We start from the raw sequence: 15,176 nt of genomic DNA, 5'->3' as shown, positions 1-15,176 counted from the left end.
GGCCGAGGGCAAAGGTTCCTTTACCTTGACCGGCGCAGGTCAGGCGGTCACCCGGGTCCCCGCCGTCACCGGCTTGTCGGGCAACAGCGTCCCGCCCTTGGTGAGCCACGCGACACCGAACGCGAGGATCGCGATCGACTCCAGCCACAGCGCCGGATAGAGATCCTTCGTCAGCTCGTCGAAGACCAGCCCGCACAGCACGATCAACGCCAGGCACACCAGCATGATCACGCCGGACGCGACGTACAGCTGGTTCCGGACGGGTTTGCGGGCACCGGGGATCTCCTTGTCCGACTTGGTGAACAGCACGATGCAGAAGAACGCCAAGGTGAGGAAGAAGACCGCGGCGAAGCCGAGGTGCAGCAGGCCGGCGATCTCGTCCGTACGGTCGCCGTTCGCCGGAGTCGTGGGGAAGAGCGCCACCCCGACGGCGGCCACGGCCGCGATGTTCCCGGCGATGTCGTCGACCCGGCCGTAACCCCGATAGGACAAGAGGAAGACGCCGATGGCACACATGACGCCGACCCAGACGTCCCGCATTCCCGAGTAGTAGTACCCGCTGATGGAGTTGAGCAGGCCGCCGCCGTCGACGAGCAGCTTCCCGAAGACCAGCACGAAGGGCAGCCCGATCCCGAGGAAACCTATGGCACGCCGCAAGAACAGGTAGTTGTGGACGAGGTTGTCGGTCGCCGTTCGCGGGCCCATGGTCGCCTCCGTGCTCAGTGCTTGTCGCTCCATGATGACAGCTCGTGACGACGATGAGACCGTGTGTTATCGAATTGCTCGCTAGGCGGTCTCCAGCACGACAGCCGCGACGTAGCCGCCCATCCCGATCGACGTCTTGACGGTGAGCCCGCTTTCCGGCCGGGACGGTCCCTCCATCAGCTGCGCATGCCCTTCCGCCACCGGTTTCGGCGCCGGGACCAGGTCGCGCTCCGCCGCGAGGCAGATCGCCGCGATCTCGGTCAGCGCGCTGCCCGACTGGCTGTGCCCGGTCAGCGGTTTGATCGAGTAGATCTCGGTCTCCTGGGGGAAGACCGCTTCGAGGATCCGGGATTCCGTGCGGTGACAGAGTTTCGTGCCGGTCCCGTGCGCGTTCAGGTAGCGGACGTCGGACGGCGCGGCGTTCGCGTTCTCCAGCGCACCGGTCACCGCCGCGATGGCGTTCGACGGATCGGGGTCGAGCGCCATCGCGTTGTGCGCCTCGTGGGTCATGGCGCCGCCTCGCAACGTCGCGTACGAGTCGGTCTTCCGCTGGGTCAGCACCACCGCGACCGCGGCCTCGGAGAAGGTGAAACCCTTTGTGCCCTCTTGGAAAGGACGGCACGCTTCGAGCGGCGGCACATCGGTGATCGCCACCCCGCAGTGCACGAAGTTGCGCACCATCGGCCTGGTCGCGGACAGATCCGTGGTGACCACGACCACGTCGTCGGCCATGTCGGCGTCCAGCCACATCTTCGCGGTGAGCACCGCGGCGCTGCCGGTCGCGCACATCGCCGATGTGGCCATGGAAGGGCCGTGGAAACCGAACTCCGACATGAGCGTGGCGATCGGCGTCGAGGGCATCATGCCGATGAATTCGCGCCGGTACATGAGTTGCTCGCCCATCTCGGTGAGCCGGTCCCAGGTGCGCAGGTCCTCGCGGACGCCGCCGGAGATGACGCCGACCCGGCGGCCTGGCGTCCAGCCCCGCGCGCCGGCGTCTTCGATCGCTTCCCGTGCCGCGGCGAGCAAGGCGCGCGCGTGCAGGCTGCCGTCCCTGGCCCGCCCGCCCTCGGGGACGTGCGCCACCCATCCCGGTTGATCCGGGGTCTCCCCGAAGCCTTCGGTGAATTGGGCACAGGGGACGCCGCCTGCCAGGCCCTCCCAGAGTGATTCGCGCCCCCAGCCGTAGGCGGTTACGGCGCCGATGCCGCAGATGTCTGTTTTGCTCCGCACGTGTTTCCCTTCAACTACATTCAGTCAACGCTGGGGTGGAATAGCCGCACCGATCAGCTGTCCGGGGAGGACGGCTACGTCGATTTAGTGATCTAATCGGAAGCTACATCAGTCGAGTAGGGGGTTTGGATCAGATGGATCCTGACGATCTCGACGGTGGGACTCCCGACACCCACCGGCCCTCGGATCAGGATTCCTCGCCAGCGAACGGCACCGCGACCCGCACGGTGGGAAAACCCGACCGGCACGCGTCGCTCGTCCGTCTGCTGACCGAGTTGTCCACTGAGAGGGATCAGCGTGGCGAACCCGCGCTCGCCTTTCTCGGTCAGGGGTACCGCCTTTTGGAGCAAAATTCCGACGGCGGCGCATTGGGAACGCAATATCTCACGATGGTGGAGGCGAGCCCTTACGGGATCTGTGTCCATCAGCGGGGCAAAGTCGTCTTCGTGAACTCGGCCACGATGCGCTTCGTGGGCGCGAACGTGTCGACCGAGATCATCGGGATGCACATCACGGATCTGGTCGACGCCGGCTCGCAGGACGCGCTGCTGGCACGGATCGGCTCGCTGGTTTCGCCCGGCTCGTTCAGCGAGCCGACCGAGATGACGCTGCGGACCCTGCAAGGCCGACGGGTCACCGTCGAATCGCAGGCGGTGCTCACGACGTGGGAGGGCAAACCCGCGTACCAGGTGATCATGCGCGACCTGACCACGCAGAAGGCGGCCGAGGCCGGTCTGCGGTTCCAGGCCGCACTGGTCGGGCACGCGAGCGACGCGATCATCGCGACCTCCCCCGAAGGGCTGGTGACGAGCTGGAACCCGGCGGCCGAGGCCGTCTACGGACATGAGCTCGACCAGGTCATCGGAGTTCCGGTGGCCGAGGTCGTCGGCGCGCCGATGAGCCCGCGGCAGGTCGTCGCCGCGGGCGGTGTCGTGCAGGCCACGCATTACAGCGCCGACGGCACGGCGCTGGCGGTGCGGGTCTCCGCGGCCGAGATGTTCGACGGTTACGTGCTGCTGTGCGCCGACGAGACCGCGCAGCGCCGGGCCGAGGCCGAATTCGCCACCGTCGTCGAGACGCTCGACGAAGGAGTGCTGCTGGTCGGCCCCGGCGGGCGGATCGAGCTGGCGAACTCCGCGGCGCACCGCATCGCCGGGGTGCCGCCGGGTTCCCTGGTCGGGCTGGAGAGCCGGACGATGCGGCTGCACGACGAGCAGGGCGTTCCGGTGCCCGTCGACGATCTGCCGTCCGCGCGGGTGCGCCGGTCCGGGAAGGTCGAGACCGGGCGGGTCGTGCAGGTGCGGCGGCGCGACGGCGCGCACCGATGGCTTTCGCTGACCTCCGGTCCGCTGATGGCGCCGGGGCAGAGCGTGCCCTCCGTGCTGACGTCCTTCGCCGACATCACCGAGCGGCGGGCGATCAGCGAACGGCTGGCCTACGAGGCCACCCACGACCCGCTGACCAGGCTCGCGAACCGCACGCTGGCGCTGAACCACCTGCGCCGGACGAACGCCGACCCGGCGCATACGACCACCGTGATGTTCATCGACCTCGACAAGTTCAAGATCATCAACGATTCGCTCGGTCATACCGTCGGAGACCAGGTGCTGCGCATCATCGGCGACCGGCTGCGGACCGCCGCCGGGCCCTCGGACCTGGTCGGACGGCTCGGCGGGGACGAGTTCCTGGTCATCACCACCGGTTATACCGAAGCCGCCGAGGTGCGGGCACTGGCCGACCACCTGCAGCGGCGGCTCGCCGAATCGCTCACCGTGCACGGCCGCGTACTGCATATAAATACGAGTATTGGAATAGTGATCGCCGAACCGGGCGATCGGCGCAGCGCCGACGAATTGCTGGAAGACGCCGATTTGGCGATGTATCAGGCCAAGACATTCGGGCCGGGACGTTATGCGTTCTATGCGCCGATCATGCGGAAACGAGTGCAAGACCGTTTCGCGTTGGAGCAGGATCTGCGCAACGCCGTCGCCGAAGGCCTGGTCGAGACCGTTTATCAACCCGTCGTCGATTTGCGGACCGGGGACATGGTCGCGGTGAAGGCGAAGTCCTGTTGGGATCACCCGGTGCGCGGACCGATCGATCCGGCGGAATTGGCCGAGATCTCCGACGACGGCGATCTTTTGACGGTCATCGGGGCGGAGGTCCTCGCCAAGGCCGCCCGCGAGATCTCTCGATGGCGTGCCGATCATGGTGTGCACTGTAATGTGAATGTGAGTCTTTCGGTCCGCCAACTGGGCGATCCCACGCTGCTGCAAGTGGTTCAGACAACCCTGGAAGCGGCGGGGCTGGGGCCCCAGGACCTGAGCCTCGACGTCGACGAGACGGCGCTGAAAGACGCGGCCGACGCGGTCGACGCGCTGCGGAAGACCGGGGTGCGGGTGACCGCGGAACGGTTCGGCGCCGGGTATTCCTCGCTCGCCCAGCTGTGCCGCCTGGATTTGAACGTGATCGAGATCGACCGGTCGTTCGTGGCCGATCTCGGCAGGTCGAGCGACGCCGAGCCGATCGTCGCCGGGATCATGGCGATGGCGCACGCCGTCGACCTCGTGGTGGTCGCCGAAGGGGTGGAAACCGCGCGGCAGCTGGAGGTCCTGCACGAACTCGGCTGCGATTGGGCGAAAGGGCCGCTGGTCGCGCCGCCGGGCCGGGTCGAGGACCTGAAGTGCGCGTACGAACACGTCGTGCGATGAACCGCGCGGCCGCCGCGGACGTGGTCCCGGGTGAGCGCCGCTGACGGGACCAAAGCCTCCTGTTGCCTCGGTTCTTTCCGGCGCAGTCTTGTCGGTGAAGGAGGCCGTCATGTGGCTCGTGTTCCTGTGGCGCCGGATCCATCTCGGCCGGAATCCGCTGGCGCGGATCCCGGACCGGATCGAGGCGGCGATCCTCGTCGGCGGCGTCGTGGCGGCGCTGCTCGGTGTACCGCTGGCCGCGGCGGCGGGCTCGGAGGCCTACGCGACCATGATGGGACGCTCGGCTGTCGAGACGGCCGAGCGTCACTCGACGACCGCGTTCCTGCTCGAGGACACGCCGCCCGCGCGTATCGGCGTCGACGGCACGCCTTCCGCGGAGACGGCTTCGGTGGCGGCGCGGTGGACGCTGCCGGATGGGACTTTCGACGAAGCGGTGGTGAGCGCTGATCTCGGTGCGTCGGCCGGGGACGCGGTGACCGTGTGGCTCGACGAGTCCGGCGCCGTGGTCGAGCCGCCGGTGCTGCCGATGGACGCGACCAGTACGGGGATCGGCGTCGGGGTGGGGGTGTGGCTGGCGGCGGTGACGCTGCTGGCGGCGGGGTATCTGCTCGCGCGTCACCTGCTGAACCGGGCGCGTCGGGCGGCCTGGGGCCGGGAGTGGGAAAGGTTCGGGCAGGACTCGCGTTCTTGAGGCTTTGGGTCGCTTGGGATGGCTTGGGTAGGTCGCCTCGGCTGAGTCCGCGTGAAGGTTGTTGTCATTGAGACGCCTGTATCTGGCAGCCCGCGACGGCCTCCTTTCGTGCCGCCGCCATGAGGCACTGAGGCGTTCGCAGGTGCAGACTCGGTCAAGAGGCCTGGATCTTGACTGTCCATAAGAGACCCGAATCAAGACTAAAGTGCCCGATCAGGGCGTTTTGCACGTCTCCGCGAGCGGGTCGTGAGTGTTTTGGGTCGTTCTAACGACACTTGCCACTCACGACCCCCCGCGGAATCGAACGTATGTGCATCAATGGGTCTTCAGTCGCCAGGCAGTGTCCCTTGCGGACACTCGATGCCTGCGCCTGTCCCCGTCGGCGTTCGGAACCAGGCCCTTCGAGGGTGGGGAGGGAGGCCTTCACGGACGTGGGGTGTGAGGTTTGGGGGTCACTGGGGTTCATGGGGGCGGGACGGGACGCAATTAGGTGACGAATTGCGGCGGCATGGGCGCTGACCTGCGGATAAGGGCGAAAGTGGTAGCAAAGGTCCCTTGCTTCCCTGGGAGCTCAGCTTGCTGTCTGTACCTACTAGTAGGTACGGTCCAGGGCGTGGACAAGAGGGAAAGGCTCATCGAGAGCACGCGCGAGCTCCTGTGGGAGCGCGGCTACGTCGGCACCAGCCCGAAGGCGATCCAGGAACGGTCCGGCGCCGGCCAGGGCAGCATGTACCACCATTTCCAGGGCAAATCCGAACTCGCGCTCGCCGCGATCGGCCGCAGCGCCGACGATCTGCGCGCCAGGGCGGAGGCCGAGTTCAGCGGCCCCGGCTCGGCCGTCGAGCGCCTCACCGTCTACCTGCGCCGCGAGCGCGCCGTGCTCAAGGGCTGCCCGGTCGGCAGGCTCGCCCAGGATCCCGACGTGATGGCCGACGCGGAGCTGCGAAAGCCGGTCGAGGAGTTCTTCGGCTGGCTCACCGGCCGCCTCGCCGAGCTGCTCGAGGAGGGTCGCGCGGCCGGTGAACTCGACCAGGCGCTCGACCCGCTCGCCACGGCGACCGCGCTGGTCGCGACGCTGCAGGGCGGTTACATCCTCGCTCGCGCCGCCGGCTCCCCGGACGTGTTCGCGAAAGCCGTCGACGGCGCCCTCGGCCTGCTCGCCACCAAGGAGAACTGACATGCCCTTCGTCCGCATCGACGCCATCGGGACCGGCAAGCTCGAAGCCCTCGGCAACGCGGTCCACGACGCGATGGTCGAGACGCTCGGCATCCCCGCCGACGACCGCTTCCAAGTCCTCAATGGCCAGAGCACCCTGAAATACGACGACTACCTGGGGATCCACCGCGACGAAGGGGTCGTCTTCGTCGCGATCACCATGCGACAGGGGCGGACCGACGCGCAGAAGAAGGCCCTCTACCGGCGGATCGCGGAGCTCGCCGAGGAGTACGCGGGGACCGAACCGCGGAACGTGCTCGTCACGATCACCGAGAACAATCCAGTCGACTGGTCGATCGGGAACGGCGAAGCGCAGTACGCGTGATCAGGCGGGCGCGGCGGTGAAGGCGTGCTGCTCCAGCAGCCACCACGTGTCGCGCCCGAACGACCAGGTCAGCAGCGCCAGCGCGCCCAGCGTGACCACGAAGCCCGCCCAGAGCGGCAGGATCGTCGACGCCGCCACGACCAGCACGATGCCCTGGACCGCCGCGACCGTCTTGCGCGCCATGCTCGGCGGGAGCGGCGAGTTCAGCCACGGCCACAGCTTGCCCGCCACGACGAAGACGTAGCGCATCGCGCCGATCGTGAGCACCCACGGGCCCAGCGACTGCGCGACGACCACGCTCAGGATCAGGATCAGATACGCGTCGACCTCCATGTCGAACCGCGCGCCCAGCGGCGACGCCGTCCCGGTGCGGCGCGCCACCTGGCCGTCGACGGCGTCCAGGGCGAGCGCGATCGACGCGAGGACGACCATCGCGACGACCTCCCGGCCCGCGGTGTCGACGACGAGCGCGGTCACGCAGCCGACCAGTCCGGACCGGGCGAGCGTGACGGCGTCGGCCGGGCCGAGGGAGCGCGCGGTGCTCCGGTTCAGGCCGTAGGTCAGGAATCCGCCCACGGCGAGGCCGTAGGCCGCTCCGGCGAGCCAGCCCAGCGGGCCCAGCCCGGCGACGGCGTCCAGCGTCCCCAGCAGCGCCAGTTGGACGAGGACCCCCAGGAAAACTCCGGGGTTGATCACGAGGCCTCCTCGTTATGGTGGCGGTGACCCCGCTTCCAGGGTCCGACATGAGAGGACACGATGGAACGCGCCTTCTGGTTCAGTGGCTCCGGCGACGGTGAGATCAGGCCGGTCTCGCTCCCTCCGGTCGGCGACGGGGACGTACTGGTCCGCACCCTGTACACGGGCGTGAGCCGGGGCACCGAGACGCTCGTGTTCCGCGGCGAGGTTCCGCCGAGTCAACGTTCGGCCATGCGCGCGCCGTTCCAGGAGGGCGATTTCCCGGGGCCCGTGAAGTACGGATACCTCAATGTCGGCGTGGTCGAACGTGGTCCGGAGGACCTGGTCGGGCAGGTCGTCTTCTGCCTCTACCCGCACCAGACGCGTTACGTCGTCCCGGTGTCGGCCGTGACGCCGGTGCCGCCCGAGGTCCCGCCCGAGCGCGCGATCCTCGCGGGGACGATCGAGACCGCGGTCAACGCCGTCTGGGACGCGTCGCCGAAACTCGGCGACCGGATCGCCGTGGTCGGCGCCGGGATGGTGGGAAGCAGCGTCGCGAAACTGCTGGCCGGCTTCCCGGCGACCAGGATCCAGCTGATCGACGTCGACCCGGAGCGCGCGAAGATCGCCGAAGCACTCGGTGTCGACTTCTCGACACCGGAGGACGCTCTGGGCGACTGCGACCTCGTCGTGCACGCCAGCGCGAGCGAGGCGGGGCTCGCGCGCTCGCTGGAGCTGCTCGCGCCGGAGGGCGAGGTCATCGAGCTGAGCTGGTACGGCGACCGCCGCGTCAGTGTCCCGCTCGGCGAGAACTTCCATTCGCGGCGGCTGACGATCCGCAGCAGCCAGGTCGGCATGGTCTCGCCGTCCCGCCGCCTGAACCGGGACTACGCCGACCGCTTGGCGCTCGCTTTGCGTCTTCTCGCCGATCCAGGATTCGAAGTGCTGGTCAGCGGGGAATGTCAGTTCCACGAACTACCGGACGTCTTGCCGCGTCTGGCCGCGAATGAACCAGGAACGCTCTGCCTCCGTGTGAGGTATCAGATGGAGGACACGCGTTAAGGGCTCGAGCCGGGAGGTCCGTTGTTCAGTATCACCGTCCGCGACCACGTCATGGTCGCCCACAGCTTCCGAGGCGAGGTCTTCGGCCCCGCGCAGCGGCTGCACGGCGCGACCTTCCTGGTGGACGCGACGTTCCGCCGGTCCGAACTGGACGCCGACAACATCGTCGTCGACATCGGCAAGGCGACCGAAGAGCTCAAAGCGGTGCTCGCCGACCTGAACTATCGCAACCTGGACGACGTGCCCGAGTTCGCCGGGATCAACACCTCGACCGAGTTCCTCGCGAAGGTCATCGCGGACAGGCTCGCCGACCGCGTCCACACGGGAGCGCTCGGGGAGGGGGCGCGCGGGCTCGAAAGCCTCACCGTCTCGCTCCACGAATCCCACATCGCGTGGGCGAGTTACGAGCGTGCCCTGTGACCGGCCTCCACGTCGTCCTGCCCAACGACATCGACGACGTGGGCGCGCCCAGCGGCGGCAACGTCTACGACCGGCGGCTGTGCGACGGCCTCATCGCGGCGGGGGTGGAGGTCCACGAGATCGCCGTGCGCGGGAACTGGCCGCGGCCCGACACCGAGGCGCGCACCGTGCTGGCGCGCAAACTCGCCGAACTGCCCGACGGTTCGGCCGTTCTGCTCGACGGGCTGGTCGCCTGCGGAGTGCCGGACGTGATCGGGCCGTCCGCGCGCCGGCTGTCGATCGCGGTGCTGGTGCATCTGCCGCTCGCCGACGAGACGGGGCTGTCGCCATCGCTCGCCGCCGAGCTGGACCGCCTGGAGCGGGAGACGCTCAGCGCGGTCGAGGCCGTGGTCGTGACCAGTGACTGGGCGGCCCGGCGGCTGATCGAGCACCACGATCTCGCCCCGGACCGTGTGCATGTGGTGCCGCCCGGGGTGGACCGGGCCGAAGTCGCCTCCGGGAGCCTGGACGGGACGCGGCTGGTCTGCGTCGCCAACGTGACGCCGCGCAAGGGACAGGGCCTGCTCGCGGACGCGTTGAAGTCGCTCAAGGAACTCCCGTGGACCTGTGAGTGCGTCGGCGCCATCCCCCGCGAGACGCGCTACGTCGAACGCCTGCGGCGACACACGCTCGGCGATCGCTTCACGCTCGCCGGCCCGCGGTCCGGCGAAGCGCTCGAAGCGACGTACGCGGCCGCAGACCTTCTCGTGCTGCCGTCGCGCGCGGAGACCTACGGGATGGTCGTCACCGAGGCGCTGGCACACGGCATTCCCGTGCTGACGACCGCCGTCGACGCACTGCCGGACACTCTCGGCCAGGCCTCCGACGGCAGTGTGCCCGGGATGCTCGTTCCCGGTGAGGACGTCCACGCGCTGGCCGCGGCCCTTCGCCGCTGGCTCACCGAACCTGAACTGCGTGACCGGCTTCGCGCCTCCGCCCGTCTTCGCCGCGAGACGCTGACCGGCTGGGACGAGACGGCCCGCGGTGTCGCCGCCGTACTGCTGAGCGAAAGGACGGCGGCATGACCAAGTACGCCCCCAGCTGGCTTCAGTTGCGTGAGGACGCCGACGCGGCCGCTCGCGCGACCGAGCTGATCGAACCGGTGCGCGCGTTCCTGCGCGGGCGGGACGAGGTCGTCATCCGGGATCTCGGTTGTGGCACCGGTTCGCTCGGCCGCTGGCTGGCGCTGCGGCTGCCCGGCCGCCAGCGCTGGATCCTGCACGACCGCGACACCGACCTGCTCACTCACGCACTGGCGCGTACCAGCCGTCCGAAACACGCCTTGGACGGAAGCGAGGTCACCGTCGTCACCGAACAGCGTGACGTCACCGAGTTGCGTGCGGAGGACCTCGCCGGAACCTCGCTCGTGGCGGCATCGGCGCTGCTCGACCTGCTCACCGCCGAGGAGATGTCCCGGCTGGCGGAGGCCTGTGTCGAAGCGGGCTGCGCGGTCCTGTTCACGCTGAGCGTTTCGGGCCGCGTCGTGTTGTCGCCGAAGGACGAATTCGACATCGAGATCTCCGACGCCTTCAACGCGCACCAGCGCCGCGTGACCGACGGCCGGTGGCTGCTCGGACCGGACGCGGTGGACGTCGCCTTCGGCGTCTTCGAACGGCTCGGCGCCACCGTGCGGCGTGCTCCCAGCCCATGGCGGCTCGGGACCGATCAGGCCGCGCTGACCGCGGAATGGCTCACCGGCTGGGTCGGCGCCGCCTGCGAGCAGCGGCCGGAGCTGGCGCCGGACGGGGACGCCTACCTGCGGTGGCGGCTCGCGCAGTGCGCGGCGGGCGAGCTGGACGCGGTGATCCAGCACGAAGACCTCCTGGTGGTGCCTGCGTGAAACGGTTCTGGCCGTGGCTTCGGATCCTCGGCGCGCTCGGCATCCTCGGGGTACTCGTGTGGCAACTGGGCACGGGCGCGTTCCTGGCCGGGCTGCGCGAGGTCGACGCGGGCGGGATCGCCGCCGCGCTCGGGATCGGTTTCGCCACCACGGTTTTCAGCGCCTGGCGCTGGTGCCTGGTCGCGCGGCGGCTCAGCCTGCGGTTGTCGCTGCCGAGCGCCGTCGGCGAGTACTACCGCGCTTTGTTCCTCAACGGTGTCCTGCCCGCGGGAGTCCTCGGCGACGTCAACCGGGCCGTGCACCATGGCCGCGAAACCGGTGACGTCCCGCGTGGCGTCCGCGCGGTGGTGCTGGAGCGCACGGCCGGGCAGATCGCCGTCATCGGCGCTTCGGTCGCCGTCGTGCTGAGCGTGCCTTCCGTGGTGCCGCCGCCGATCGGCGGAGTCGTCACGGGCGCCGGGATCGGGGTCGTCGCACTCGCCCTCACGCTGATCGTCACCGGGATGACGGCAGGGAAGCGGTGGATCCACAGTGGATCGAAATGGCGCCGCGGCTTCGCCGTCACCCTCGCCGACGTCCGGCTCGGTCTGCTGACCAAGGAGACCTGGCCCGGCGTGAGCCTGCTTTCGGCCGCCACCCTGGCCGGGCATCTCGCGCTGTTCGTCGTCGCCGCGCGCGCGGCCGGGGTCACCGAGCCGGTCGGCGATCTGCTGCCGTTGATGATCCTCGCCCTGCTCGCGATGGGCCTGCCGCTGAACATCGGCGGCTGGGGTCCGCGCGAAGGGGTTTGCGCGCTGCTGTTCGGCGCGGCGGGGCTCGGTTCGGCGCAGGGCGTCACCGTTGCCGTCGTCTACGGTGTGCTCGCGCTCTTCTCCAGCCTTCCCGGTGCGGGCGTCCTGCTCGTGCGTTCCGTCAGGAGTCACCGAACAGAGGAGAAACCCGATGACCGTCGAGAGGGTCGTGGAGACCAGACTGCCCACCCGGTACGGCGTCTTCCGCGCGTATGGGTATCTGGACGCCGACGGCACCGAACAGATGGCGCTGGTGCACGGCGACGTCGCGACCTCCGGCACGCTGGCGCGGGTCCATTCGGAGTGCCTCACCGGTGACGTCTTCAGCTCGATGCACTGCGAATGCGGCGACCAGCTGGCCGCCGCGCTGCAAGCGATCGTCGAAGAGGGGGCCGGAGTCCTTGTGTACGCCCAAGGCCACGAAGGACGCGGGATCGGCCTGCTCGCGAAGCTGAAGGCGATGCGGCTACAGGACGAAGGGCTCGACACCGTCGAGGCGAACATCGCGCTGGGCCTGCCGGTGGACGCGCGCGACTACCGCGCCGCGGCGGAGATCCTGACCGATCTCGGGGTGCGGTCGGTGCGGTTGCTGTCCAACAACCCGGCGAAGGTCGACCAGCTGAAACAACACGGGGTGCGGATCAGCGAGCGGGTGCCGCTGCTGGTCACGCCGAACGACGAGAACCTGCGGTACCTGCGGACGAAACAGGAGCGGATGCACCATTTCCTGCCCCATCTGGACCTGATCGAGTCAGCCGAGAGCGGCCAGAGTGTCCCCGAAGCTCTCCACCAGTGACTCCAGCACCAGCCGTCCCTTCTCCGCCGTCGCCAGCGAAGGGCGCCCGACCACGCCGGATTCCGAATACGGGCGCAGGCCCACCGTGAGCAGGTGCCGCCTGTCGTCGGCGAGGTGATCCGCCTCGGGGAAACCGGGCCGGACCAGCGTGGGGTGTGCGTGCAGCAGAAGAGAGGTCTCCAGCTCCCCGGCGTGCATGTCGCTGTCCAGCGAAGTCTCCAGCCCGGCCGCGTCGTGCGCCGCCTGCCAGCCTTCGACACCGGGGAAGAGCGCCATCGGCGACGTCGACTCCTGGACCACGTTGGACAGGACGTAGTTGCCGCCGTGCGCGTTGACCAGCACCAGTTTCGATACACCGGAACGGCGCAGGGAGGCCGCGACGTCGTTCACGACGGCGTACAGGGTCGCGGCCGAAATACTGACGGTGCCCGCCCAGTCCGCGTGTTCGTGCGAACAGCCGATCGTGATCGGCGGGAGTCGCAGCACCGGGTACGCCGCGGCGAGGGCGCCGGCGATCGTCGTCGCGATCAGGGCGTCGGTGGCGAGCGGGAGGTGCGCTCCGTGCTGCTCGAAACTGCCGACGGGCAGCACCGCGACCTCGGCGCCGCGGGCGCTTTCGTCGGCCGTCGTGGCCGTCGGGAACAGGTCCATTCCGGCTACGGTACCCATATGACCGACCACGCCGCATTGTTGTCCGTGGCCCGCGAGGCCGTCGCCAAGGCGACCGGGATCATCCGCTCGATGACGTCGTTTTCCGTTGCCGCCAAAGGTGATCGCGACATGGTGACCGACGTCGACCTCGCCGTCGAGGACGCCCTCCGCGCATTCCTCGCCCGTGAGACGCCGGAAATCGGCATCCTCGGCGAGGAACGCGGGCACGAGGGTGACAAGGACCTCTGGTGGGCGCTCGACCCGGTCGACGGCACGGCGAATTTCGCGCGCGGCATCCCGCTGTGCGGTGTTTCGCTCGGGCTCGTCGACGGTCTCAAGAGCACGGTCGCGGCGATCTCCCTGCCGTTCCTCGACGTCACTTACACCGCTGCCGAAGGGCAAGGCGCGTACGCGGGTGAAGAGCGTCTTGAGGCGTCGAAAGCGACGAAGCTGTCCGACGCGATCGTGAGTATCGGCGACTTCGCGGTCGGGGAAGGAGCGGAGGTCAAGAACCGTGTCCGGATGGCGCTGCTGGCCGAACTCGGCGGCCGGGTGCAGCGGGTCCGCTTCCTCGGCTCCGCGGCGATCGACCTGGCCTGGGTCGCGGACGGCAAACTCGACGCGAGCGTCATCCTCTCGAATCAGCCGTGGGACACGATGGCGGGTGTCCTGCTGGTGCGCGAGGCCGGGGGAGTGGTCGTCGACATCGACGGCGGCGACCACACGGTGCGTTCGGCGGCCACCATCGCGGTCGGTGCCGGGCTGCGTGACGAGATCGTCGCCGCGATCGCGCGCGCGGCGAGCTGAACTCGTCACGCGGGAAATGAACCGGATGGGCGTCGCATCCGTGTCTACCGGTAAGGCGCCCGCATCTGGAGGTAACCGTGTTCACCTCGAATGTCCGCGTGACCGAACCGGTCGTCTTCGTCCTGCCGGGGGACACCGAGGACACCAGTGGTGAATACGACCGCCGCATGTGCCAGAACCTCCCGGCCACCGGTCTCCCGCTGCTGGAACTGCCGATCGCCGGCGAATGGCCGATACCGGGTCCGCTGTCCCGGTCGAGACTGGCCCGTTCGCTCGCCGCGCTGCCCGACGACACCGTCGTCCTGATCGACGGCACGGTCGCCTGCGGGGTCCCGGAGATCGTGGTCCCGCACGCGCGGCGGCTGCGGCTGGCCGTGCTGGTCCACCGGCCGCTCGCCGACGACCCCGCGCTCGATCCGGCGCAGGCCGCCGAACTCGACGCGTGCGAACGGGAGACCCTGCGGCTGACGGGAATGATCGTCGCCACCGGGCCGTGGCTCGCGCGGCAGCTGATCGACCGGCACGACCTCGACCCGACGCGGGTCTACGTCGCGACCCCCGGCACGGACGCGGCCCCGCTCGCCGCCGGGGCCAACGGTGTCTCCCGGCTGCTGTGCCTCGCGCCCATGACCGCGCGCCACGGCCAGGACGTGCTCATCCGCGCGCTCTCGATGGTCGACGAGCTGGCGTTCAAATGCGTGTTCGCCGGCGCGACGCGGCACGATCCCGCCTACGTCGACGAACTGCGCTGGACGGTCGAACGGCTCGGGCTCGGTTCCCGGATCAGCCTCATCCAGCCGCCGGACGACCTCGACCTGGTCTACGACGGCGCGGATCTGCTCGTGCTGCCCGCTCGCGGTGGCACCTCCGGGCTGGTCGTCGCCGAGGCGCTCGCGCGCGGCATCCCCGTGGTGACCACCGAAACCGCCGGCGCGCACGACGCGCTCGGCACGGCGCCCGGCGGCGGAGTCCCCGGCATGCTGGTGCCGCCGAACAACCCCTCGGCGCTCGCGGCGGCGTTGCTGCGCTGGTCGCTCGACGCCGAACTCCGCCATTCCCTGCGGACGTCGGCGCTCGCGCGGAGCAGCGTCCTGGAGGAATGGGACGTCGCCGCGGGCAGGCTCACCGACGTCCTTTCCCGGTTGCAGGCGGCGCCGCGTCAGCCGGCTTGATCATCGCCCGGAAGCAGCTATCGGGCCGGTCATCGGCTCGCT

15 protein-coding genes and 1 pseudogene are annotated in these 15,176 nt (G+C 69.3%); 12 read left to right on the top strand and 4 right to left on the bottom strand.

Annotation, left to right across the window (positions count from 1 at the left end; all coding sequences use genetic code 11):
- Positions 1 to 39: 39 nt before the first annotated feature.
- Both BLW75_RS17320 and BLW75_RS17315 read right to left on the bottom strand, forming a co-directional pair.
- Positions 40 to 705, bottom strand: coding sequence for a DUF998 domain-containing protein (locus BLW75_RS17320; RefSeq protein WP_034317745.1), 666 nt, complete (start codon positions 703 to 705; stop codon positions 40 to 42).
- Between the two features lie 81 nt (positions 706 to 786).
- Positions 787 to 1,938 (bottom strand): beta-ketoacyl synthase N-terminal-like domain-containing protein, encoded by a 1,152-nt coding sequence (locus BLW75_RS17315; RefSeq protein ID WP_034317748.1) that lies wholly within the window; start codon positions 1,936 to 1,938, stop codon positions 787 to 789.
- A gap of 134 nt (positions 1,939 to 2,072) precedes the next feature.
- Here BLW75_RS17315 and BLW75_RS17310 point away from each other — a divergent pair, with 134 nt between their 5' ends.
- From BLW75_RS17310 to BLW75_RS17295, 4 genes are all read left to right on the top strand, one after another.
- A complete protein-coding gene (locus BLW75_RS17310; RefSeq protein ID WP_034317751.1) occupies positions 2,073 to 4,649 on the top strand; it encodes a sensor domain-containing protein in 2,577 nt (858 codons plus the stop codon).
- A gap of 109 nt (positions 4,650 to 4,758) precedes the next feature.
- Complete coding sequence (locus BLW75_RS17305; protein WP_034317754.1) at positions 4,759 to 5,340, top strand: Rv1733c family protein; 582 nt, start codon at positions 4,759 to 4,761, stop codon at positions 5,338 to 5,340.
- A gap of 613 nt (positions 5,341 to 5,953) precedes the next feature.
- Complete coding sequence (locus tag BLW75_RS17300) at positions 5,954 to 6,517, top strand: TetR/AcrR family transcriptional regulator (protein ID WP_034317758.1); 564 nt, start codon at positions 5,954 to 5,956, stop codon at positions 6,515 to 6,517.
- A 1-nt stretch (position 6,518) separates the two neighbouring features.
- Positions 6,519 to 6,881: a tautomerase family protein gene (locus tag BLW75_RS17295; protein ID WP_034317761.1), complete on the top strand. Its 363-nt coding sequence runs from the start codon at positions 6,519 to 6,521 to the stop codon at positions 6,879 to 6,881.
- Here BLW75_RS17295 and BLW75_RS17290 read toward each other — a convergent pair whose 3' ends face one another.
- A complete protein-coding gene (locus BLW75_RS17290) occupies positions 6,882 to 7,577 on the bottom strand; it encodes a CDP-alcohol phosphatidyltransferase family protein (protein ID WP_034317764.1) in 696 nt (231 codons plus the stop codon).
- A gap of 60 nt (positions 7,578 to 7,637) precedes the next feature.
- On the opposite strand from BLW75_RS17290, the gene BLW75_RS17285 reads away from it, so the two are divergent.
- The 6 genes and pseudogenes from BLW75_RS17285 to ribA all read left to right on the top strand — a co-directional run.
- A complete protein-coding gene (locus BLW75_RS17285; protein ID WP_034317767.1) occupies positions 7,638 to 8,618 on the top strand; it encodes a zinc-dependent alcohol dehydrogenase in 981 nt (326 codons plus the stop codon).
- Positions 8,619 to 8,639: 21 nt separating this feature from the next.
- Positions 8,640 to 9,038 (top strand): 6-pyruvoyl trahydropterin synthase family protein, encoded by a 399-nt coding sequence (locus BLW75_RS17280; protein ID WP_034317770.1) that lies wholly within the window; start codon positions 8,640 to 8,642, stop codon positions 9,036 to 9,038.
- On the top strand, positions 9,035 to 10,102 hold the full coding sequence (locus BLW75_RS17275) for a glycosyltransferase family 4 protein (RefSeq protein ID WP_034317773.1): 1,068 nt from the start codon (positions 9,035 to 9,037) through the stop codon (positions 10,100 to 10,102). The genes BLW75_RS17280 and BLW75_RS17275 overlap by 4 nt, the downstream gene beginning before the upstream one ends.
- Complete coding sequence (locus tag BLW75_RS17270) at positions 10,099 to 10,917, top strand: class I SAM-dependent methyltransferase (RefSeq protein ID WP_034317777.1); 819 nt, start codon at positions 10,099 to 10,101, stop codon at positions 10,915 to 10,917. The genes BLW75_RS17275 and BLW75_RS17270 overlap by 4 nt, the downstream gene beginning before the upstream one ends.
- Positions 10,914 to 12,026, top strand: a complete 1,113-nt coding sequence (locus BLW75_RS17265) for a lysylphosphatidylglycerol synthase transmembrane domain-containing protein (protein ID WP_241783879.1) — start codon at positions 10,914 to 10,916, stop codon at positions 12,024 to 12,026. The genes BLW75_RS17270 and BLW75_RS17265 overlap by 4 nt, the downstream gene beginning before the upstream one ends.
- Positions 11,920 to 12,504: pseudogene (ribA, locus tag BLW75_RS17260) on the top strand (GTP cyclohydrolase II); the annotation flags it as partial. The gene BLW75_RS17265 and the pseudogene ribA, both read left to right, overlap by 107 nt.
- Here ribA and BLW75_RS17255 read toward each other — a convergent pair.
- Positions 12,460 to 13,155 (bottom strand): creatininase family protein, encoded by a 696-nt coding sequence (locus BLW75_RS17255; RefSeq protein ID WP_034317783.1) that lies wholly within the window; start codon positions 13,153 to 13,155, stop codon positions 12,460 to 12,462. The pseudogene ribA and the gene BLW75_RS17255 sit on opposite strands and share 45 nt — an antisense overlap.
- Positions 13,156 to 13,173: 18 nt before the next feature.
- Here BLW75_RS17255 and BLW75_RS17250 point away from each other — a divergent pair, with 18 nt between their 5' ends.
- Entirely contained in the window at positions 13,174 to 13,962 is a 789-nt protein-coding gene (locus BLW75_RS17250; RefSeq protein ID WP_034317786.1) for an inositol monophosphatase family protein, read from the top strand.
- Between the two features lie 77 nt (positions 13,963 to 14,039).
- Complete coding sequence (locus BLW75_RS17245; RefSeq protein WP_034317789.1) at positions 14,040 to 15,134, top strand: glycosyltransferase family 4 protein; 1,095 nt, start codon at positions 14,040 to 14,042, stop codon at positions 15,132 to 15,134.
- The last annotated feature ends 42 nt before the right edge of the window (positions 15,135 to 15,176 follow it).

This window comes from Amycolatopsis lurida, assembly GCF_900105055.1.
In the GTDB taxonomy this organism is placed as follows: Bacteria; Actinomycetota; Actinomycetes; order Mycobacteriales; family Pseudonocardiaceae; genus Amycolatopsis; species Amycolatopsis lurida.
Note: the sequence above shows the minus strand (reverse complement) of the source record. Positions and strands in the feature narration are given on the sequence as shown.